The organism is Enterobacter sp. RHBSTW-00975, assembly GCF_013615235.1.
GTDB classification, from domain to species: Bacteria; Pseudomonadota; Gammaproteobacteria; order Enterobacterales; family Enterobacteriaceae; genus Enterobacter; species Enterobacter ludwigii.
Genome location: NZ_CP055883.1, coordinates 3,962,243 through 3,984,018, shown reverse-complemented (window position 1 = coordinate 3,984,018; position 21,776 = coordinate 3,962,243). Strand labels below are relative to the sequence as shown.

The 21,776-nt window shown below is 51.9% G+C and carries 17 protein-coding genes and 4 pseudogenes; 11 read left to right on the top strand and 10 right to left on the bottom strand.

From position 1 onward, the window contains the following. The first annotated feature begins 2 nt into the window (after nt 1-2). A complete protein-coding gene (locus tag HV340_RS19155) occupies nt 3-431 on the top strand; it encodes a hypothetical protein (protein ID WP_017384060.1) in 429 nt (142 codons plus the stop codon). A gap of 90 nt (nt 432-521) precedes the next feature. Next, nucleotides 522-1,186 (top strand): annotated as a pseudogene (locus tag HV340_RS19150) (IS3 family transposase); the annotation flags it as partial. Between the two features lie 570 nt (nt 1,187-1,756). Here HV340_RS19150 and HV340_RS19145 read toward each other — a convergent pair. After that, complete coding sequence (locus HV340_RS19145; RefSeq protein ID WP_032415288.1) at nt 1,757-2,065, bottom strand: helix-turn-helix transcriptional regulator; 309 nt, start codon at nt 2,063-2,065, stop codon at nt 1,757-1,759. A gap of 95 nt (nt 2,066-2,160) precedes the next feature. Continuing rightward, entirely contained in the window at nt 2,161-3,285 is a 1,125-nt protein-coding gene (locus tag HV340_RS19140) for an alkene reductase (RefSeq protein WP_023279877.1), read from the bottom strand. Between the two features lie 260 nt (nt 3,286-3,545). On the opposite strand from HV340_RS19140, the gene HV340_RS19135 reads away from it, so the two are divergent. The 5 genes from HV340_RS19135 to HV340_RS19115 all read left to right on the top strand — a co-directional run bounded on the left by HV340_RS19135 (nt 3,546) and on the right by HV340_RS19115 (nt 8,260). Continuing rightward, nucleotides 3,546-4,478, top strand: a complete 933-nt coding sequence (locus tag HV340_RS19135; RefSeq protein WP_158002126.1) for a LysR family transcriptional regulator — start codon at nt 3,546-3,548, stop codon at nt 4,476-4,478. Between the two features lie 82 nt (nt 4,479-4,560). After that, the gene (locus tag HV340_RS19130) at nt 4,561-5,436 is read left to right on the top strand and encodes an MBL fold metallo-hydrolase (RefSeq protein WP_017384065.1); all 876 of its coding nucleotides are present in this window, start codon (nt 4,561-4,563) and stop codon (nt 5,434-5,436) included. A gap of 178 nt (nt 5,437-5,614) precedes the next feature. Beyond that, complete coding sequence (locus HV340_RS19125; RefSeq protein ID WP_048702732.1) at nt 5,615-6,394, top strand: DMT family transporter; 780 nt, start codon at nt 5,615-5,617, stop codon at nt 6,392-6,394. 75 nt (nt 6,395-6,469) lie between these two features. Then, nucleotides 6,470-7,306, top strand: coding sequence for an AraC family transcriptional regulator (locus HV340_RS19120; protein ID WP_023279881.1), 837 nt, complete (start codon nt 6,470-6,472; stop codon nt 7,304-7,306). Between the two features lie 294 nt (nt 7,307-7,600). Continuing rightward, nucleotides 7,601-8,260, top strand: coding sequence for an SDR family oxidoreductase (locus HV340_RS19115; RefSeq protein WP_007897903.1), 660 nt, complete (start codon nt 7,601-7,603; stop codon nt 8,258-8,260). Between the two features lie 41 nt (nt 8,261-8,301). On the opposite strand, the pseudogene HV340_RS19110 reads toward HV340_RS19115, so the two are convergent. Next, a pseudogene (locus tag HV340_RS19110) lies at nt 8,302-8,898 on the bottom strand (LysR substrate-binding domain-containing protein); the annotation flags it as partial. Nucleotides 8,899-9,345: 447 nt separating this feature from the next. Next, a complete protein-coding gene (locus HV340_RS19105; RefSeq protein ID WP_022649401.1) occupies nt 9,346-9,672 on the bottom strand; it encodes a four-helix bundle copper-binding protein in 327 nt (108 codons plus the stop codon). 431 nt (nt 9,673-10,103) lie between these two features. Between HV340_RS19105 and HV340_RS19100 the strand changes: the two genes are divergently transcribed. Next, a complete protein-coding gene (locus HV340_RS19100; RefSeq protein WP_022651297.1) occupies nt 10,104-11,237 on the top strand; it encodes a glutathione-independent formaldehyde dehydrogenase in 1,134 nt (377 codons plus the stop codon). A gap of 569 nt (nt 11,238-11,806) precedes the next feature. After that, nucleotides 11,807-12,097 (top strand): annotated as a pseudogene (locus HV340_RS19095) (transposase); the annotation flags it as partial. Nucleotides 12,098-12,177: 80 nt separating this feature from the next. Here the strand turns inward: HV340_RS19095 and HV340_RS19090 are convergent. Continuing rightward, entirely contained in the window at nt 12,178-14,829 is a 2,652-nt protein-coding gene (locus tag HV340_RS19090) for an excinuclease ABC subunit UvrA (protein ID WP_012561117.1), read from the bottom strand. Between the two features lie 616 nt (nt 14,830-15,445). Between HV340_RS19090 and HV340_RS19085 the strand changes: the two are divergent. Next, nucleotides 15,446-16,579: pseudogene (locus HV340_RS19085) on the top strand (IS3 family transposase). Between the two features lie 199 nt (nt 16,580-16,778). Here HV340_RS19085 and fghA read toward each other — a convergent pair. The 5 genes from fghA to HV340_RS19060 all read right to left on the bottom strand — a co-directional run bounded on the left by fghA (nt 16,779) and on the right by HV340_RS19060 (nt 20,352). Then, complete coding sequence (gene fghA, locus HV340_RS19080) at nt 16,779-17,615, bottom strand: S-formylglutathione hydrolase (RefSeq protein WP_012561110.1); 837 nt, start codon at nt 17,613-17,615, stop codon at nt 16,779-16,781. A gap of 64 nt (nt 17,616-17,679) precedes the next feature. Further along, nucleotides 17,680-18,078, bottom strand: coding sequence for a VOC family protein (locus HV340_RS19075; protein ID WP_012561111.1), 399 nt, complete (start codon nt 18,076-18,078; stop codon nt 17,680-17,682). Nucleotides 18,079-18,121: 43 nt separating this feature from the next. Beyond that, complete coding sequence (gene frmA, locus HV340_RS19070) at nt 18,122-19,231, bottom strand: S-(hydroxymethyl)glutathione dehydrogenase (protein ID WP_017384070.1); 1,110 nt, start codon at nt 19,229-19,231, stop codon at nt 18,122-18,124. Nucleotides 19,232-19,265: 34 nt separating this feature from the next. Next, a complete protein-coding gene (frmR, locus tag HV340_RS19065) occupies nt 19,266-19,541 on the bottom strand; it encodes a formaldehyde-responsive transcriptional repressor FrmR (RefSeq protein WP_017384071.1) in 276 nt (91 codons plus the stop codon). A 113-nt stretch (nt 19,542-19,654) separates the two neighbouring features. Beyond that, nucleotides 19,655-20,352, bottom strand: a protein-coding gene (locus HV340_RS19060; protein ID WP_223195083.1) for an IS1 family transposase whose coding sequence is annotated in 2 segments (ribosomal slippage) — nt 19,655-20,103 and nt 20,103-20,352 — 699 coding nt in all. Because the reading frame shifts where the segments join, the coding sequence is not laid out codon by codon here. Nucleotides 20,353-20,752: 400 nt separating this feature from the next. On the opposite strand from HV340_RS19060, the gene HV340_RS19055 reads away from it, so the two are divergent. Further along, entirely contained in the window at nt 20,753-21,736 is a 984-nt protein-coding gene (locus HV340_RS19055) for an MDR family oxidoreductase (RefSeq protein WP_023280857.1), read from the top strand. The last annotated feature ends 40 nt before the right edge of the window (nt 21,737-21,776 follow it).

Below are 21,776 nucleotides of genomic sequence, written 5' to 3'. Positions count from 1 at the left end.
GCATGACGAACGAACAGTCGGGGGTTAAAAAAACACAGGCAAGAGCAGAGCAGGCCCTGAGGGAACTGATGTTATCAGGGGAGCGTATCAGCCAGTATGCTGTGGAAAAACGAGCGGGGCTGGCAAACGGCACCCTGAATTATAACTGTCCTGAGTACAGGCAGGTCAGGGAGGCTATCCGCAGTCTGAAAAAAACGTGCCAGGGCACCGCGCCGGTTGATGAGCAGGGCATTGAGCAGCAGATCAAGCTGAAAGAAAAGTATCGCCGTCAGAGAAATGAGCTGAGGGAAGAAATCAAAAAGATGATGGCTGAAAATGTAGAGCTGTTACATAACCTTATACTTTTACAGCAGTATGTCAGGGAGCTTGAACGCAACACCGGGAGGGAGAAAGGGGACGTCATTCCGTTCTCGGGTGGTGTCAGGGACTGAGGCTATACTGAACGGAAGGACGCGAGGTGAATCGCCACAGGTTTAACAGACACCTCAGAGTCATTTAAGATGACTTAAAGAGAGGTGCCCATGAGCGGTAAGCGTTATCCTGAAGAGTTTAAAATTGAAGCAGTCAAACAGGTTGTTGATCGCGGTTATTCTGTTGCCAGCGTTGCAACGCGTCTCGATATCACCACCCACAGCCTTTACGCCTGGATAAAGAACTACGGTCCGGATTCTTCCACTAATAAAGAACAGTCAGATGCTCAGGCCGAGATCCGCCGTCTTCAGAAAGAGCTGAAGCGGGTTACCGACGAACGGGACATATTAAAAAAAGCCGCGGCGTACTTCGCAAAGCTGTCCGACTGAGGTACGCCTTTATTCGTGACAACACCTATTGCTGGCCTGTTCGCCTGCTCTGTCGGGTGCTGGATGAACATCCCAGTGGTTTTTACGCCTGGCTTCAGCAGCCGCATTCACAACGCCATCAGGCAGACCTGAGACTGACAGGACAGATTAAACAGTTCTGGCTGGAATCGGGATGCGTCTATGGTTATCGCAAAATCCATCTGGATCTGCGGGACAGCGGGCAACAGTGCGGAGTGAACAGAGTCTGGCGACTGATGAAACGTGTCGGGATAAAGGCTCAGGTCGGATACCGGAGCCCGAGGGCATGTAAAGGCGAGGCCAGTATCGTGTCGCCCAACAAGCTCCAGCGACAGTTCAATCCGGATGCTCCGGATGAGCGTTGGGTAATCACAGCGTGGTTTCCTCAAACCCTCGCTGTGAATTAACTGAAATACTTCATTGAAGCTGTAACCAAACAGTTAACTGAAAGAATGAGCCCGCAGAGCATTGCACAGCGATGACACCATTTGTTGAGCTTCACCGTTTTCGCATACAACCGTCCGGAATTTGGAAAAGCACTGTCTTTTTGTACTGACCGATCATGATTAAGTGACACCTCTTCGAAAAAGAGAGCGCGATGAGCGATTAATATATGGCTCGAAAGACAATTATGTTGGGCTTTTATGACCGCTGTCAGAGGTATTATCTTACCCGGACGGCAACAGGGTCGGAATGTCATCAGCGGCACTGTAACAAGCTATCCGCCATCTTAAATATCTGCAGGTCCTTGCACCGAGTATGCACACCAACCGACAGAGTGATTTGACCCAAACTGGTGGATATTTTGCAAAACTATTAGCCTCTTATGACCGGTCTGCAGCCTGATATTGAGGAATTAGTGCGCTTTCATGGAATGCCTGCCGGGATCGCAAGTACGAACCCCCGGTACTGTTACACTGAATGTGCTCAGTCCTGTATCAGATTGTATTTTTCAGCAACTCAAGAACAACCCTTATTTTATCATTGTCACGTTTGTAGTACGTCCAGGGACCGATGCGCTGAGAAGTAACAAGTTGTGCCCGTTGAAGAGCTGAGAGGTAAAGAGAAACGGTAGACTGTGAGAGCCCGACCTTTTCCTGAATGATACTGACACACACACCGAACTCGTCCGCATCAGCATAAGGCTGATGGAAGTGTATTTTCGGTTCCTTGAGCATATGCAGAATTTTTCTTCTAACAGGGTTTCCCAGCGCCTTAATCACGTCATTCAAATCAATATCAGGCATAAACTCTGTCACTTGTCGCATTGAGGAATTGCAATGTTACGATACTTCTCTACGTTAAGCATCAGCTTTTGAAAAGCTGATGCTCATAAGAATGGTTAGCCAAAGGCGGGATAATCTGTGTAGCCTTTTGCCGTTCCACCATACATGGTTGTTGGATCGACCGGATTCAGTGGCCATTCATGATAAAGGCGCTGCGGTAAATCCGGATTAGCTATGAACGGGCGGCCAAATCCGATAATGTCTCCCCAGCCAGCACCGATAATCCGTTCGGCTTTTTCTTGCGTATATCGCCCGGCATACATAATTACACCGCTGAATAACTTACGGACTTCAGCTCTGAATGCTTCAGGCAATTCGGGAGCATCATCCCAGTCGGCTTCAGCAAGAGAAATATAGGCTATTCCGATTTCTTCAAGAATTTTAACGGCTTCGGTATAGGTTTCATGGGGATCATCTTCCACCAGGCCAAGATAGACCCTTACTTCATCCGTGGTCTGAAAGAGCGGAGCAAAACGGACTCCCACACGGTCTTTACCGACCACATCAGCGACAGCCTGCGTCACTTCGCGCAGAAACCGCAGCCGGTTATGTAATGAGCCACCATATTCATCCTCTCTTTTGTTGCTATGGGATGACATGAACTGGTTAACCAGGTATCCATTTGCACAGTGAATTTCCACACCGTCAAAACCGGCATCAAGGGCGTTCTGAGCTGCCCCGGCGTACATCCTGACAATCTCACTAATTTCCTCTTTTTCCAGTGCGCGGGGGCAGGAAGCGGTAGCCAGCGCACCCTCTCCCGGCCCGGTTTCGATGAATACCTTAACGTTTTCCCCTGCCGGTATCGCCGACGGAGCGACAGGCGAGGCGTTACATGGCTGCAGGGAGTTATGGGATACTCTTCCGACATGCCAGAGCTGGGCAAAAATGATGCCTTCTTTTTCATGCACTGCCCGCGTCACTTTCTTCCAGCCTTCCACTTGCCGTGAGCTGTAGATCCCCGGGGTCCACGCATAACCCTGCCCACGAGGTTCGATTTGTGTTCCTTCGGTCACCATAAACCCGGCACTGCTGCGCTGTGCGTAATATTCAGCCATCAGTTCGTTCGGAATATCACCCGGTTGTGAGCTCCGTGAGCGGGTTAAAGGCGGAAGTACAACACGATTCTTCAGGGTGTAGGGACCTAGTCTGGTGGGAGAGAACAGGTTTTTCGTCTTCATTACATATCCTGATATAGCGAATTTTCAATATCACTGAAACGCCATGTCTCAGCATTTACGACCTGGCATGTCGTCGTTCGGCCGATGTAGCCGCAGAACCACGACACTTTATTCCACATATTGAGATTTACCAATATCTAGATTTATAAAAATTATGATCGGATGAGCGGAACGGGGGGGTTGCCTGATGGCTCACAGAATCGGCATCATGAACCTAAATGGTTCTGATAATGTTATCGGAGATCCTGAACGGGAACGGTATGCGTCACGATTTTAATGACTATGTTGCATTCATGGCAGTAGCACAGGAGTGCAGTTTTTCACGGGCTGCTGTCCGCCTCGGGATCTCGGCATCCACGCTTTCACACACGATACGTCGTCTCGAGGAGCGCGTTGGCATGCCGTTACTTATGCGTACAACCAGGCGGGTGGCTGTCACCGAAGCCGGTAAACAATTATTACTGACGCTTGAACCCGGTCTTGCGCGCATTGAAGCGGGCGTGACAGCTCTTCAGAGACTGCGCCATACACCGGCTGGGCTGGTCAGACTTACGGTATCAGATCACATGATTCATGAATGTCTCTGGCCACGATTGTCACCGTTACTAAAAAAATATTCGGATATCAAGGTGGAAATGTCGCAGCAGAACGGTTTTGTCGACATTGTTGAGGGCAATTTTGATGCCGGAGTCCGAATTGGTGATGACATATTAAAGGATATGGTGGCCGTCCGAATCGCACCGGACATACGGTTTGTCGTCATTGGATCGTCCACCTATCTTGCAGAAAGAGGTCTGCCGCTACATCCCTCTCAGCTGGAAAAACATGACTGCATCAATATACGTCTGTCACCCACAGGCCCGCTGTATGGCTGGGAATTTGTCAGGCAGGGGGAGATTGTGAAAAAAGTGGACGGGCAGCTTACTTTTTCAAGCATTTATCCAATGCTTCAGGCAGTAAAAGATGGCTACGGCCTGGCCTACCTGCCGGAGTCTTCTGCCCTGGCGGGGATTGAGGCGGGACACTATTGTCGGGTGCTTGAGGACTGGTCAGAGGCTTTTCCCGCCGACATGATAATTCCAATAATGTCCATTACAGGCTCCGGTAAAGATAATACCGACACCTTACATGAGAAAGGCAAAAGCAATATAACCTGCTGTGCTCCGGATTTTAAGAATGAGCGGTTTACGTAGCAGGATGAGCAGTTCGAACCAGAAATTTCGTTACTATTGCTAAAGTAAAACCTGATGACCTCTAATCGTAACGGAGACCAATATGACTTCACAACTGAACTGGCAGGCCCCGGCTATCAATCGCAAAAAAGTAGGTGACATGACTGTGACCATGCTGAGTGATGGCTATCTGGACGTATCTTTTGAGCTGCTGTCTGGTATTGACGGCTCACGTGCCGAGGATTTACTGCAGAAGCGCGGTGTGCCAGCAGTACCCCGTATTAATATCAACGTCTACGTTATCCAGACGCCTGAGCGAACCATCCTGATTGACAGTGGTGCCGGAGGTATCAATGGCTGGGGCGGTCGGCTTCAGGTAGCCCTGGCCGCGGCAGGCATTGACCCGCTTCAGATTGATACCCTTCTCCTGACTCACGCGCATCCTGACCATATCGGCGGGCTTGCAGGCCCCCTGCAGACTCCCGTTTTCCGCAATGTTCAGCAGTTGTTTGTGCATGAGAAAGAACTCGCTTTCTGGCGTGATGAAACCATTTCCGCTGGCGCGCCTGACGCATTCAAGCCGTTCTTTGAAGTAGCAAGGAACGCCTTCAGCGCTTATGACGACAAACTGGTGCCATTCCGCGAGGAAGCGATTTTACCAGGTATTCAGACTGTACCGCTGTTCGGCCATACACCAGGACATACCGGTTATCTGCTGGGTGATGAAAAAGAGTCGCTGCTCATCTGGGGTGATATTGTTCACTTCCCGCACATTCAGGTTGCTCAGCCTGACGTTACTATCGCGTTCGACAGCGATCCTGCGGCGGCGGCGGCCATCCGTAGCAAAGTGCTTGACCGCGCAGCGAGCGATAACCTGGCTGTCAGTGGTATGCACTTCAACCTGCCTACTACCGGTAAGGTTATCCGTGAAGGTAACAGCTTCGCACTGAATTACGACCTGTGGTCACCCGCAGTCTGATCACCTTCCTTCCCGGTGCACACAATAGTGACCGGGAAGATCCCCTTTCATATCGCCCGACAAGAACCCACCTGCAATACTATGAATATCACTGCCTCACAAAAAAATGGCTCATTACTCTTGCGCCCTGGCTTTTTGTATTCCTCTGGAGTCAGGGTTTGTCGCAGCCAAATTTACCGTGCAGTACAGCGCGCCGTTTCATCTTTTATTCCTGCGTGGCGCATTTTCCTGTCTGGTCCTTCTGCTGCTTACACTGGGGTTCAGGGCCCGTTTTCCGTCCGGCAGAGGAATGGTTCGCAACCTGATTGTCGGACTTTTCCTGCAGAGCTTCTTTCTGGGCGGATGCTTTTATGCCATCCATCGTGGCATGCCGTCAGGCATTGTGGCGCTCATCACCGGCCTGCAGCCGGTACTGACTGCAATACTGGTTTCACTCATGCACCGTCAGTCCCTGCATCCCCGGAAATGGCTGGGTATTGCGATTGGCTTTGCGGGCGTTTTCCTGGTGCTCTCGCCAGGCCAGCATAGTTTTGCACTGGATCCTGTGGCTTTTGGGTCGGTCATGCTGGGGTTATTTGGCGTAACGATCGGAGCGCTTTATCAGCGCCGTGCTCAGGGAGATGGACATATCTTTGCGAACACGTTTTTACAGTACGTCACTTTGACAATATCGATGGGTGCAATTAGCCTGATGTTCGAATCTGCTCCGACGCAGTGGAGCTTATCATTTGCGCTGGGTCTGGGCTGGCTGGTTATTGGCGTATCGGTTCTGGCGATTATGTTGCTGATTTTTATGATACGAAGCGGTGAAGCAACCAAAGTCGCTACTTACTTTTACCTGGTTCCCATTCTCACGGCAGCTGAAGCGTGGTTGCTGTTTGGAGAGGCCATTACATTGCCCATGCTTGTGGGTATGGCAATAACTATAATCGGCCTGATTTTTGTCATCCGGGAATAGACAACCGCACGCGTCGCTGTATGCTTTTGTATATGGCGACGTATAATAGCGGTCAAAGTCAAATTCCGGATGAATATGCAAACAGTCAGCTTTTCCGATTCTCCCGTTGATGATCTCCTCGCTGAGCTTCTTACCCTGGCACGCTCCCGTTTTCCACTTCCCTGCGATTGCCTTCGCGCAGAACAGACGCATCAGGTAAAGAAGTTCGAGGTGGAAGGTGCGACCCTTTCCTTCCCGCTGGAAGGAGAATTCCGGTATCGTGAAAATGAGAAATGGCACCGGGTGATCCCGGGCGAGATTATGGTCGTCCCGAATGCCCGTAGCATCGATATAGAATATGCCCCTTCAGAACAAAGTGGTGAGTTTGTTGCCCTGAGCGTGGTGCTCGCGGAGGAACAGCTTGAAGCAGCCAGGCTGTTACTTGCCGCACCACCACCACAGGACACCGGCAGCATCGCAGCCATTTCCGTATCAGCTCTTCTTTCACCCCTTAACCGCTGGACAGCCGCAATGCGGGAAGGGAAGCGTCCGCTTTCCCTGCACGCCATGGTTGAAGTGGTGCTCTGGCTTTATGGCATGGGATACCATGCTTTGCTGCGAGCCCGGCAGCCAAGTCTGGCCATGAAAATCCGTCAGATGGTAGCGGACAAACCGGCTCATCCCTGGAGTGCTGCTGAAATTGAAGATCTGACGGGACTCAGTGGCCCCACGCTTCGGCGCCACCTGGCCAGTGAGTCAACCAGCTTACGCTCAGTTATCGCCGATGCACGTATCGCGGAGGCTCTCCGCCTGCTGATGACATCGACGCTGCCGGTAAAAACGGTCGCGGGGCGGGTGGGTTACAATTCACTATCGAGCTTCAGCAAGCAGTTTTCTGAACGCTATGGAATCGAACCTTCAGGGTTCCGCTGACTTCAGTTCGTTCAAGGTACACATTGCGTCCCTCGCACTTCAGTAACTTGCGTGGATCTTTCGAATATAACGGAAGATATTGGCCGGCATTGCGTGTAACCGGTTCAGGAGTTCTCATCGTGACGGGAGAGCTAAATCGGTACGGCTGTTGTTCTCAGCTATAAGAACAACTGAGTATCTGACCAGCTGTCTGGTGCTGGCAGCAGCATGCAGTGCAATCGGTCAGGCTCAAAGGAACTGACCTGATGTCAGGTTATAATTTCGGACACATCATAACCCCAGAAGGAGACAACTGTGGTTCATGTTTTCATTATCGGTGGTGCAGGCAAAATCGGCCAGCGTCTGTGCAGGATCCTTTCAGGTAGGGGGCATGCTGTTCGTGCCCTCTACCGTAAGCCAGAGCAGCAGGCATTGCTAGGCGAGCTGGGTGCTGAGCCCGTCAGTGGGAGCCTGACAGAGCTGGATGCAGCTGCGCTGGCGATGCACTTTGCAGGTAGTGATACAGTGGTGTTTACTGCCGGTGCCGGCGGTAAGGGGGGACAGGAGATGACCAATGCGGTCGACGGCGAAGGGCTGAAAAAGTCGGTAGCTGCCGCCCTCAGTGCCGGTGTGTCTCGCTTTCTGCTCGTTTCTGCATTCCCGGAGTCCGCACGGGGAGAAACCACTTCTGAATCATTCGAAAATTATATGCGTGTTAAAAAAATGGCCGATGTGGAACTAGCACAAAGCGAGCTTGACTGGGTGATCCTGCGCCCCGGCGCGCTGCAGGATAAGACTGGTACGGGTTATGTACGTGCCGGCCTGGCCATCCCGTATGGTAACGTGCCCCGTGATGACGTGGCGGCTACGCTGGCTGAACTCATTGAGCAACCTGCCGTCAGCCGCGTCATCATTGAGCTGACGTCTGGCGATGCTCCTGTCCGTGAAGCCATACAGAAGCTGGCGGGCCGATAAAAGGCAGCGCACGTACCAGCAGGCTGCAGGCCCCCAGGCGTTTACAATAAACTTTCCAGCCAGTCGGTAAACGCCCGTACTTTTCGGGAGAGATGGCGGTGCGGATACAGAAGTTACAGTTTGCGATTCGGGGACGTATTATCTGGCAGAACCTCTACCAACAGCCCGCGATCGAGATAAGGCTGCAAAAAAATATTCATGCCCTGTAGTATTCCCAGCCCCGCCAGGCCTGCTGCAATGTAGGCTTCTGAGTTATCCACGACAAGCCTGCCTGGAAGTTCAATTTCGGTGGAGCCCTCTGACGTCCCGAATGTCCAGGGCATAACTTGTCTGTTGCTGCTGTTAATCCAGTTGACGGCCTGATGCTGCTGCAACTCGTCCATTGTTTCCGGGGTGCCGTGTTGATCAAGATACGCAGGACTGGCGCAGGTCGTCATTTTAACGGTTCCCACCTCCTTTGCGATATAGTCGCCATCGTCCAGCTCCCCCACCCTCAGTATGCAGTCCAGGCCATCATGCAGCATATTCCGTCGGCGGTCTGAGCTGCTCAGGATAATTTCAATTCCGGGATGCTGGCGATAAAAATCAGGCAGGTTGGGTATAACAAGTAAAGCCGCAAACGCGACAGGCATATCTATGAGCGAATAGCGGGCGTCAAAATGATAGCGACAGGAAAGTTCTGCCATATTAAACATAACAACCCTTGGGCGCACCGCCGCAGGCGCCCTCAGCACGTTTCTGCGGCCTCCCGCCTGTTTCCGGCACCTTTCAAACGCCCCTGATGATTTCTGCGCGTCTGCATGGCTATGCAGTGAGATCTGCTCTCCACCGATTAGTGCATGCAGATTTTGGAAACGTCCAATTCTGGCACGAAGCGGTCACCCCGGCGGGGTGCAGTCCGCTGTCAGCGAAAACGGACATTGAGCCAATCAAATAATCTGTGCCAGAATTTGTCATTGAGGCTAGTACTTTCGAGTAGATCTATTTCCCGCCCGTACTCTTAAACTCATCTATCTCATCCTTCTACGACTTATTACCGGGAATATAAAACCCCGCCGAAGCGGGTTTGGTAATTTGAGTTTTTCTCAGGCGGCCATCTTTCTGCATTGTTCGGCGCAGTGATGACAAGCGCTTGAGCAATCCTGACAATGGTCATGTTCATGCTTTCCACACTCGTCACCGCACTTCTGACAAACATCAGCGCAAAGACGGCAAAGATCCTGGGCAGACCCGCTATTTAGTGTCATGAATTGAGCTGCAAGACGGCAGATATTTGCACACTGCATATCCAGTTTTATGCACTCGCGCATCATCTCCAGATTCTCTTCGTCGAGACACGAAGCCGCACAGTTATCACATGCCGTTGCACATAGATAACAGGCTTCGATGCATTTTTTGTATTCGTCTAACATAATTTCTCCTTAGCTAAGGTTACGTATTAAGCATGGAAGAGATAACTGATTATTCAAATTTTGAATTAGTTAATTACCTTTTCAGCATTTCATATCATTGATTCAAAGTGCATCTCTAGGGTTACCTAATTCACCTATGTCTACTTCTGGCACAATGCAGAAATGAGATAGATTTACTTTATCCGCTTCTCGCTCAAAGCTGTCCGTAATCCCTTGCCTGCTTAAAAAAACCGGATTAACGTGTGATGTTTTTACGTTTTCCAGGCAGCCTTCATCGGTAAGTACCTGTCTTACAGACTTCAATGCACTTAGTTAAGAAACATCCTAATCGTCCTTTCGCCGATCGCGAGATCTGTTATGGCAGCTAAACTCGATTGATACCCCAATCCGCGGGGCAGCATTTCCTTTCCGCACGCAAGAAGGAGAAGATCATGAAAGCAGTAATTTACAACGGTCCTTATGATGTAAAAGTAAAAGACGTACCGGATGCGAAAATTGTCCGCCCCACGGATGTACTCGTCCGCATCACCACCACCAACATTTGTGGGTCGGACTTGCACATGTATGAGGGCCGGACCAGCTTTGAACAGGGACGGATTCTGGGTCACGAAAACCTGGGTGAAGTGGTCGAAATTGGCTCAGGCGTTGAACGTATTAAGGTGGGCGACTATGTTTGTCTGCCGTTTAACGTGGGATGTGGTTTTTGCGAAAACTGTGAAAAAGGTCTGACCGGCTTTTGTCTCACTACCAATCCGGGTACGGCAGGCGCAGCTTATGGTTTTGCTGAAATGGGTCCCTGGGAGGGAGGTCAGGCGGAACTGCTTCGGGTGCCATTTGCCGACTTTAACTGCCTTGTTCTTCCCCCTGATGCGGCAGAAAAAGAAGATGATTATGTGATGCTCTCTGACATTTTTCCTACCGGCTGGCATGCAACAGAACTTGCCGGATTGAAGCCTGGTGAAAGCGTGGCCATTTATGGCGCGGGGCCGGTCGGTTTGATGGCAGCTCATTCGGCGATCATTAAAGGTGCTTCACAGGTGTTTGTGGTTGATACGCACACAGACCGGTTGGCTCTGGCTGAAAAAATGGGGGCGACGGGCATCAATGCTACTGGCGATGAAGCTGTACAAAAAATTCTCGACCTGACGGATGGACGCGGTACGGATTGTGGCTGCGAATGTGTTGGCTATCAGTGCTGTAACAAACATGGCCATGAAGATAACTCTGTTACCATGAACAGTCTTGTTGCGTCGACGAAAGCAACCGGGGGAATTGGTGTGGTTGGCGTCTTTATTCCTCAGGATCCGGGGGCTGAATCGGAGCTTGCCAGAGAGGGTAAGATGCCATTTGATTTTGGGAGTTTCTGGTTTAAAGGACAGGCAATCCGTACCGGCCAGGCGAACGTTAAGGCCTATAACCGTCAGCTGTCTCGCCTCATCCATCACGATAAAGCCAGTCCGGGCAAAATAATTTCTCATCGTCTTTCGCTTGAAGAGGCTCCTGCCGGATATAAGCACTTCGATGAGCGGGATGAAGGATGGACGAAGGTTATCCTTAAGCCTTAAATAGAGTTATCCGGTATGAGAAAGCAAAAACCGGGAAAGAATGTATGACTTTTGACAGGGTGCAATAAAATATCCTGTCAGGGCGTTATTATTCATACTTTCAGCTGCCAGGCGCTTCCATATCCAGACTTGTTCCCTGATTTTGCCGACGAGATAGCAAAATTAATACATTCAGGAGGAGGCATCTGCGGTTGATCTGTTCCGTATTTATTAACGCCCTGTGCTGTAAGTATTGTCTGCCTCTACCACATAGCAGACATGTGCGCAGGAACGGTCCGCTATGAGCGAAAAGCGGACTTCCGGTCCTTGCGCAAACTCCCGTTCCGAGAAGTTGCAGTTCACAAATCACCTGTTAAAGAAGGTATGGTAGCCCACAGCATTAATTTTGCTTCCATCTTCAGTCAGACTGGCCGGTACCGGCTTCCGATAAGTTTCGTCGGCTGAGGCCCGCTAAAGTAGAGAGGTCAAAAAATAACCTTGACGTACAATAATTTTCGATATCCAAACTGACCCCTAATTAGGTGGACACCTGATGACTGACTTAAAATTTCTATCACGCCAGCGTTACACATCCGCAGTCGCATCTTGCGGGGTTCAGCGGGGTGTTGCAGGCGGACGTGCACGTGCGGACGCCCTCTGACACCACGACCGAAGCGCTGTGCCGTATCGGCGAGCTGTATGGCATCGAGGCGGGCATCCGGGGCAAAAGCGCGGCGGAACGGCTGGCCATTCGGCAGGAAAAAGCGGTACCGCTGCTGACCGCGCTGGAGGGCTGGCTGCGTGAAAAGCAGAAAACGCTGTCACGGCACTCGGAGCTGTCGAAGGCGTTCGCGTACGCGCTGAACCAGTGGGATGCGCTGAAATTATACCTGCGGGAGATTACTGATACAGAACACGCCGGGAATGTGCCGCCATTGACGCAATGACGACACAGCCCTTTTTAACCGTTCCGTGAGAGTTCCCTGGCAATATACTGTGCGGTACGGCTTTCTTTGACCTGCGATACCTGTTCGGGAGTTCCTGCGGCAACCAGGCGTCCTCCCTCATGTCCCGCTCCAGGACCGATGTCGATAACCTGGTCTGCCTGAGTAACCGCCCGCATATCGTGTTCAATCATTATCACCGTATTTTCTGCATCAACAAGCCGCTGCAGCTGCACAAGGAGGCGGTCGGCGTCTGAAGCATGCAGGCCGGTTGTCGGTTCATCTAGGATATACAACGTGTGGCCACGTTGGCTACGTTGTAGTTCGGTTGCCAGCTTGATCCTTTGCGCCTCCCCTCCGGATAACTCGGTTGCTGGTTGTCCCAGACGCAGGTAGCCCAGACCAATTTCACTCAGCAGACGGAGGGGACGAGCCACTGGTTCTTCAGTCGCAAAGAACTGACTGGCTTCATCCACCGTCATATGCAGGACCTCCGCGATATTTTTGTCCTGCCAGCAGATCCTGAGAGTATCCCGGTTATACCGCGCGCCATGGCAGGTCGGGCACGGTGCATACACGCTCGGCATAAACAACAGCTCCACGCTGACGAATCCTTCACCTTCACAGGTTGCACAGCGGCCTTTTGCCACATTGAAAGAGAATTGACCCGCATCGTAATGATGGAGTTTGGCGTCAGTCGTTCCGGCAAAGAGCTTACGAACAGGATCAAACAACCCGGTATATGTCGCCAGGTTTGAACGGGGGGTCCTGCCTATCGGTTTCTGGTCAACCTGAACCAGACGCTTTACCAGTCCGGTATCACCGGTCAGGGTACCGTACGTTTTCTCCGTTACGGATGGCCCCTCAGCGTCGCTGGCTTCGGAAAGCACGTCTTCTGGCTCACCGCCAAGTGAAGAAAGCACCAGTTCCGGTAAGGCCTGGGCAATCAGACTGGATTTACCGGAGCCAGAGACTCCCGTCACGGCTGTCAGCACACCCAGAGGAATATCAACATCGATCCACTTAAGATTGTGGCGATGGATCCCCTGCAGTTTCAGCCACCCGGATGGGATACGGGCAAAAGATTGTGGTGGCCGGACTTCATCAAATAAATAACGCGCGGTACGAGATTGGGTGACGGCTTTCAGATCTTCAGGAATACCACTGTAGAGAACATGTCCTCCCTGTTCACCAGCCGACGGTCCCACATCAACAAGCCATTGCGCCCGTCGCATCAGGTTAAGATCATGTTCAACGACAAACACCGAGTTGCCGGCATCACGAAGGTTCTCAAGCGCATCGTAAAGCGCTTTACTGTCTGAGGGGTGCAGACCCGCAGACGGTTCATCAAGAACATAGACCACACCAAACAGCATCGAACTGAGTTGCGTGGCAAGACGCAGTCGCTGAAGCTCTCCTGCAGATAGAGTTGGGGTTGCTCTGTCCAGCGTAAGATAACCCAGCCCCAGCTTCTGCAACTGATACAACCGGGCCATGACACCACCGGTCAGCCGTTGTGCCGCCAGTCGTTTCTCTTCCGATAACGCCGATGTCCGGCAGACATCGGCGTTATCGGAATGGACCGCTTTTCCGGATGCAGCACGCTCTGTCAGATCCCGACGGGTGATATCCCTGTCGGCATCTGCGCCGGCGTGGTGGGCACTGAAATCCCCCCGGGAGATTGGAAGGAGCAATTCCGCCAGCTGGTCTAAGGGCATCTGCATAAATTCACCAATGTCCACACCGGCAAAGGTGACGGACAATGATTCTGACTTCAGTCTTTTCCCGTGACAGACCGGACACAGCTTGCCTTCCATAAAACGGGAGACTCGTTTTCTCATCAACGCGCTTTGCGTGCTGGCGAAGGTATGTAGCACATAACGACGTGCCCCGGTGAAGGTCCCCATATAACCCGGCGTCATTTTTTTCCTGACGGCTTCGCGCGTATCTTCCGGACTCAGTCCCGGGAAAACCGGTACAGTGGGGGTGTCTTCGGTAAAAAGGATCCACTGACGGTCTTCCGCTGGCAGATTTTTCCAGGGAGTGTCGATGTCATACCCCAGCGTCACCAGAATATCCCGCAGATTCTGTCCGTGCCAGGCCGGGGGCCAGGAAGCAATAGCCTTTTCACGGATACTAAGTGAGGGATCGGGCACCATCAGTGTTTCAGTTACCTCATAGATATGGCCCAGACCATGGCAAGAAGGGCATGCCCCCTGCGGCGTGTTGGGAGAAAAATCCTCGGCATACAGCATCGGTTGTCCGGCAGGATAAGCGCCCGCCCGTGAGTACATCATTCGCACCAGACTGGATAAGGTGGTCACGCTGCCGACAGAGGAGCGCGCGTTACTGGCACCGCGTTGTTGCTGAAGCGCAACGGCTGGCGGCAGTCCGTCAATGGCATCCACATCCGGAACCCCGACCTGATCAATGAGGCGACGAGCGTAGGGGGCAACCGATTCAAAGTAGCGCCGTTGCGCCTCAGCATAAATGGTGCCAAAGGCCAGTGAAGACTTACCCGAGCCTGACACACCCGAAAAAACAACCAATGCGTTGCGCGGAATGGAAACATCCACCTCTTTAAGGTTGTTCTCGCGAGCACCGCGAATCACAACTGAATTGTTGTCGTCAGTCAGGATGGGATGATAACCGAAAAGTTTCTTTGCCATAGAATTTCCTGTGCTAGGTGTGTCCGCTCTTAATAAGGCCACCTCTTGTGACGGTATCTGGTGTGCCGGACCGCTCGATCAGAAAGCCCGTCGAAAAAAGCGTTTGTGTGACTGGAAACAGATTGCTGAAGCTGGGCCCGGTGGTACCATGTGGGACACCGCTGAAGTTTCAGCGGTACCCTGCGGATCCGCCTTCTGTATGAGAACTGGCTGGCGGCGTACCCGGGACCGGAGATTTGGCTCCCGTGATAATGCGGGCTCCCCGGTACGCGACGCTGTGGTTCCAGACCCAGCTGATGGCGACACTCAGGCGGTTTCGGGTACCAATTAAAAAATACAGATGAATAATGCACGTGATTTCATATGTCATTTCCTTTCATTACAGTTTTAGACCCCATCAGACATCTGCCTGGCAGAGTTAACGGAGATAGGAGCGGACTATCGAAATGGTGTCGTCGATTGACCTCTTCTGCGACTCATTTCGTTTGCCCGTATCGGGGAATTCCTCCCGAAGATAGCTTTCCAGAACAACCGCCATCAGGTCGTTAACGGCTCCCTGGACTGACCCCGCCCCGGTAGACGATCCTGCCCTATAGTTTGAGTATAGGAGGAGCGTATGGGCACACCACGATTTACACCTGAATTTAAGGAAGAAGCCGTCCGTCAGATAACGGAACGCGGTTATTCCGTCGCCTAAGTATCTGAGCGTCTGGGCGTCTCTGCACACCGCCTCTACAAGTGGCTACGGGCTATCAAACCTGATAACAGCGAGCAGCATGCCCGGGATTTACTGGAAGCTAAAAGCGAGATCCTGAAACTCCGGGCGCAGCTAAAACGCACCGAAGAAGAACGGGATATCCTGAAAAAGGCCGCGCGGTACTTTGCAAAGGAGCCCGACTGAAGTACCGCTTTATCAATGAGCACCGAACTGTATGGGGTGTGATGACGATGTGTCGGGTACTGAATGTCGCCCGGGCCGGGTTCTATGCGTGGCTGCATAACCCTGTCTCGGCGCGTGATAAAGATAACCAGCGCCTGCTGATGCTTATCCGCGACTCATATTCCCTGAGCGGAGGCGTATACGGTTACCGGCGGGTTCATGGCGATCTGAACGAAATCGGGGAAACCTGTGGTAGAAACCGGGTGGGTCGGATCATGCAACTGGACCGGATTAAAGCTGTGCGCGGCTATAAAGCGCCACGTCGTATCGCTGGCAGGCCTTCAGTCGTTGCTCCTAATCTCGTGCAGCGGCAGTTCACCGTTGTCCGGGCCACCCAGGTCTGGGTCACCGATATTACTTATATCCGCACCTGGCAGGGCTGGCTGTATCTGGCGGTGGTTATCGATCTCTTCGCCCGTAATGTGGTCGGCTGGTCGATGAAACCCACTCTCTCACGCGAACTGGCGCTCGACGCGCTGATGATGGCGGTCTGGCGCCGAAAACCAGACAGCGAGGTTATCGTACATAGCGATCAGGGCAGCCAGTACGGCAGTGACGACTGGCAGCGCTTCTACCGGGCCAATAACCTGGCGCCGAGCATGAGCCGGCGTGGCAACTGCTGGGATAATGCGGTGGCCGAATCGTTCTTCAGTTCGCTGAAAAAAGAACGGATCAGAAAACGCATATATAAAACCAGGGATCTGGCCCGGGCGGATCTTCGATTACATTGAAGTCTTCTATAACCGGTCCCGGCGCCACAGCCACCTCGGCGACGTCAGTCCGGAGGCCTTCGAACAGGCCTCGTCGTGAGGACAGGATTTGTCTACAGGCGTGGGGTCAGTCCAAACTATAGGGCAGGATCGTCTACCGGGGCGGGGTCAGTCCATCAACGGCTCGGAAGTGTCTAGATTATCCGTGGCGATTCAGTTACAGTACATCTCAGGTCTGCAGGGTTCAGGCCCTGTTCAGGCCTGAAAATTAAGCACATTTTCTGAGGCTGGAAATCAACTCATGCTGACAGCCTGAGCCTGTTGGCATGGTAAGCAATGTGCTCACCAATAAAGCTGGAAATGAAATAATAGCTGTGGTCGTATCCAGTATGATATCGGAACGACGCATTGAGGTTCATCTCATTGCATACTCTCTCAAGGATTTTGGTGCGCAGTTGCTCTTCATAAAAGGCGTCACTCAGCCCCTGATCAATGAAGATTTCTGGTAATTTTTCACCCTGTAAAATGAGGCTGACTGGATCGTAGGCTTCCCACGTTTTTCTGTTTTCACCCAGGTAAGCGCTAAATGCCTGTTGCCCCCATGGCACCTGAGAAGGCGATACTATCGGGGAAAATGCTGATACGCTCACATATTCACCAGGATTTCGCAGAGCCAGCACCAGAGCACCCAGCCCTCCCATAGAATGACCGGATATAGATTTTCTTGCCGTTGCAGGAAAATGATTCATGACGACATCCGGAAGCTCTCTGAGAATATAGTCATACATCCTGTAATGAACATTCCACGGCTGTTCCGTCGCGTTCAGATAAAAACCGGCCCCCTGGCCAAGATCGTAACTGTCGGCATCCGGGACATTATTACCCCGGGGACTGGTATCCGGGACAACAACGATGACGTTATGCCGGGCTGCATAATGCTGCATACCTGATTTGGTGATGAAATTCTGCTCAGTACAGGTCAGGCCCGACAACCAGTATAGTACCGGCAGTTTTTCTGTTACTGCTTTGGGAGGAAGATACACACCGAAATTCATTTCACAATTAAGGGATTGTGAATAATGCCGGTACACGTTTTGCCAGCCGCCAGAGCTGGCATGCTGCTCAATGAGTTCCATCAGCCGTTATCTCATGGTTATTTCCCCTGACCGAAGCCAGGGGAAGTATCTTTAAATCCGGACGTCAGATAAACGTATACGCCGTGATTTTGTTACCCGCCGGATCCCGCAGGTAGGCAGCATAGGCCCCGGGAAGGTGACCACGCGGGCCAGGTTGACCTTCATCAGCTCCACCGGCGGCAAGGCCGGCAGCATGGAAAGCATCAACCTCTTCCGGGGTGGCAGCAGCGAAGCCGACAGTCACCCCGTTAGCGGAAGGTGCTTCACCGTTGCCCGGACGGGCAATGATAAATGCCGGCTTTTCGCGGCCATAGAGTACCCAGCCGTTGCCAAACGGGCCGAGGTTATTGATACCAAGCGTGCCCAGGACGACATCGTAAAATGCGGAGGATTTCTCGACATCGGCTGCGCCAATGAACACATGAGAAAAGATGCCGTCACCAGAAATTACCGGAGTTGTCATTTTCCACTTCCTTCAGTTTGAGTTGATTAAAATTCTGATGGGATCAGTAATGAATCACTGTCCGGATAGATTTGCCTTCATGCATAAGCTCGAAGGCGTCATTGATTTCATCCAGTGTCATCGTATGGGTTACAAATGGCTCAAGGTCAATATCCCCCTTCATGGCATCCTCGACCATACCGGGGAGCTGAGTGCGGCCTTTTACTCCGCCAAACGCGGAACCTTTCCATACGCGCCCGGTGACCAGCTGGAAAGGACGGGTGGAAATCTCCTGTCCGGCCCCTGCGACACCAATGACAACGGACTGCCCCCACCCACGGTGAGCACTTTCCAGCGCTGCACGCATGACGTTAACGTTACCGATACATTCAAAGGTATGGTCAATACCCCACTTGTTGATATCCAGCAGAACATCTTTAATCGGTTTGTCATAATCATTCGGGTTAATGCAGTCAGTGGCCCCGAACTGACGGGCCAGGTCAAATTTTGTCGGATTAGTATCGATAGCGATAATACGTCCCGCTTTTGCCTGACGGGCCCCCTGTACCGCAGCCAGACCAATTGCCCCCAGACCAAAAATGGCAACTGAATCGCCCGGCTGCACTTTAGCCGTGTTATGGACGGCGCCAATACCGGTAGTCACGCCACAACCCAACAGGCAGACGTGTTCATGGTTCGCCTCCGGGTTAATTTTTGCCAGAGAAACCTCGGCCACAACGGTGTATTCACTGAATGTGGAACATCCCATGTAGTGGTAAAGAGGCTGACCGTTGTATGAAAAGCGAGTGGTCCCGTCAGGCATCAGTCCTTTGCCCTGAGTCTCGCGAACCGATACACAGAGGTTCGTTTTACCGGACTGGCAGAATTCACACTCCCCGCATTCAGCGGTGTAGAGCGGAATAACATGGTCACCCGGCTTCACACTGGTGACGCCTTCACCAACTTCAACGACGATACCGGCTCCCTCGTGGCCGAGAACCACCGGGAAAACGCCCTCAGGGTCATTCCCTGAGAGGGTAAAGGCATCGGTATGGCAGACACCTGTGTGGGTGTTTTTAATCAGCACCTCGCCTTTTTTAGGCGGAGCAACATCAATTTCAACAATCTCCAGGGGCTTCCCTGGTGCAAATGCAACAGCGGCACGTGATTTCATACGTAATATATCCTCAATGTAATAATGGCCTCACCTATTTAAGATAGGCACGAACCAGCTCAATCGTATCGTCAACTGATTTACTGACTTCATGACTGTAGCTGTCATTCTGGTCAAAGGTTTCCCGTATGTGGCTCTCCAGCACCTCTGCCATCAGTCCGTTAGCGGCGCCCCGGACGGCGGCGATTTGCTGGAGAACGGAACGGCATTCAGCGCCACTTTCAAGTGCTCTTTCCAGAGCATCAATCTGACCCCGGATACGGCGAACCCGGGTTAGGACCTTTTTTTTCTCTTCAGGAGTACTGGGCATTGCTTACCTCACTGCTCTGTATTTCTTATACTATAGGGGAGTATTACATTAAGATCAACACATACCCCACTATAGTATAATAAATATATCAGAGCACCGGTAATGACTCCAACTTACTGATAGTGTTTTATGTTCAGATAATGCCCGATGACTTTGTCATGCAGCTCCACCGATTTTGAGAACGACAGTGACTTCCTGCCCAGCCTTGCCAGATGCTGCCTCAGATTCAGGTTATGCCGCTCAATGCGCTGCGTATATCGCTTGCTGATAACGTGCAGTTCTCCCTTCAGGCGTGATTCATAAAGCGGCCAGCCATCCGTCATCCATACCACGACCTCAAAGGCCGACAGCAGGCCCAGAAGACGCTCCAGCGTGACCAACGTGCGTTCACCGAATACGTGCGCCACAACCGTCCTCCGTATCCTGTCATACGCGTAAAACAACCAGCGCTGGCGTGATTTAGCGCCGACGTAACCCCACTGTTCGTCCATTTCCGCGCAAACAATGACGTCACTGCCCGGTTGTATGCGTGAGTTTACCGACTGCGGCCTGAGTTTTTTAAGTGTCGTAAAATCGTGTTGAGGCCAACGCCCATAATGCGTGCACTGGCGCGACATCCGACGCCATTCATGGCCATATCAATAATTTTCTGGTGTGTACCGGGCTGAGAGACGGTGTAAGTGAACTGTAGCTGCCATGTTTTACGGCAGTGAGAGCAGAGATAGCGCTGATGTCCGGCAGTACTTTTACCGTTACGCACCACGCCTTCAGTAGCTGAACAGGAGGGACAGCTGATAGAAACAGAAGCCACTGGAGCACCTCAAAAACACCATCATACACTAAATCAGTAAGTTGGCACCATTACCCGAATTACCAGCGTCTGCTCTTGGCACGGAGCGGACCTATTTACTGAGCCGAAGGTCCGCTCAGACTAACTCATTAAAGCCTGGTTGTTTTATCGCATCATCAGCCGTGTTCTGAAGCATTAGCTATGTATCTTCAGGGATGCTGATTTTCCCTCTGCACCAGATAAACCAGAATACAGTTTGATGTCGGTCAAAAAAGACAGCTTTAAGTGCATGAAATGAATAATGTTTCTTGAATGCTGGCAAAGCACTGGGATCGTAGTGTTGATTATTAGACGATCGGTCAATATTATTTATTGACGACTTAATGACTGAACGGTAAACGCCCGGACAAACGAGGTGAACGTGTTTAAATCTTTATTAATCAACAAAACAGATGGACGCTATAGTGCGCAACTTGCTGAAATCGCTGAAAGTGAACTACCGCAGGGGGATGTGGAGGTCAATGTTGACTATTCATCCATCAACTACAAAGACGCACTGGCCATTACGGGCCGGGGCCCAATCGTCCGACGCTTTCCCATGGTGCCCGGCATTGATTTTACCGGTACAGTGTCCGCCAGTTCACATCCCGAATATCAGGCCGGAGATAAGGTTCTCCTGACCGGCTGGGGTGTTGGGGAAAAACACTGGGGCGGACTATCCGAAAAAGCACGGGTAAATGGAGACTGGCTGACGCCGCTCCCGGCTGGCGCTAACGGCAAACACGTAATGGCAATCGGAACAGCTGGGTTTACCGCGATGCTGTGCGTAGACGCACTTCTGAATCATGGTATTAAGCCTGAAGATGGTCCGGTACTTGTTACCGGTGCCAGCGGCGGCGTCGGGAGCATTGCGGCCATGATCCTTGCATCAATGGGGTACCGCGTTACGGCGTCTACTGGACGCCCGGAAGAGGCTGCCTGGCTCTATAAAACGGTCGGTGTGGACGAGATTATTAACCGTTCCGAGCTCTCCTGTCCCGGAAAACCGTTACAGAAAGAACGCTGGGCTGCCGCCATTGATACAGTCGGTAGCCATACGCTCTGCAATGTATGCGCCGGGGTGCGTTATGGCAGTATTGTTGCAGCCTGCGGCATGGCACAGGGGATGGAACTAATGGGGAATGTGGCTCCGTTTATCCTGCGTGGCGTCACGCTGAAAGGGATTGACAGTGTCATGTTCGCGAAGGAAAAAAGAGCGGCGATCTGGCAGCAGGCGGTACAGTATTTACCGGAGTCCAGACTGGATAGCCTGACCACCGTTTATCCGCTGAGTGATGCCATCAATGTGGCCGAAAAACTTCTGAGTGGCGGAATTCGTGGCCGGGCAGTAATTCAGTGTAGCTAATGAAGTGGAAGCCAGGCTCAGCCTGGGTTTGATAATTATT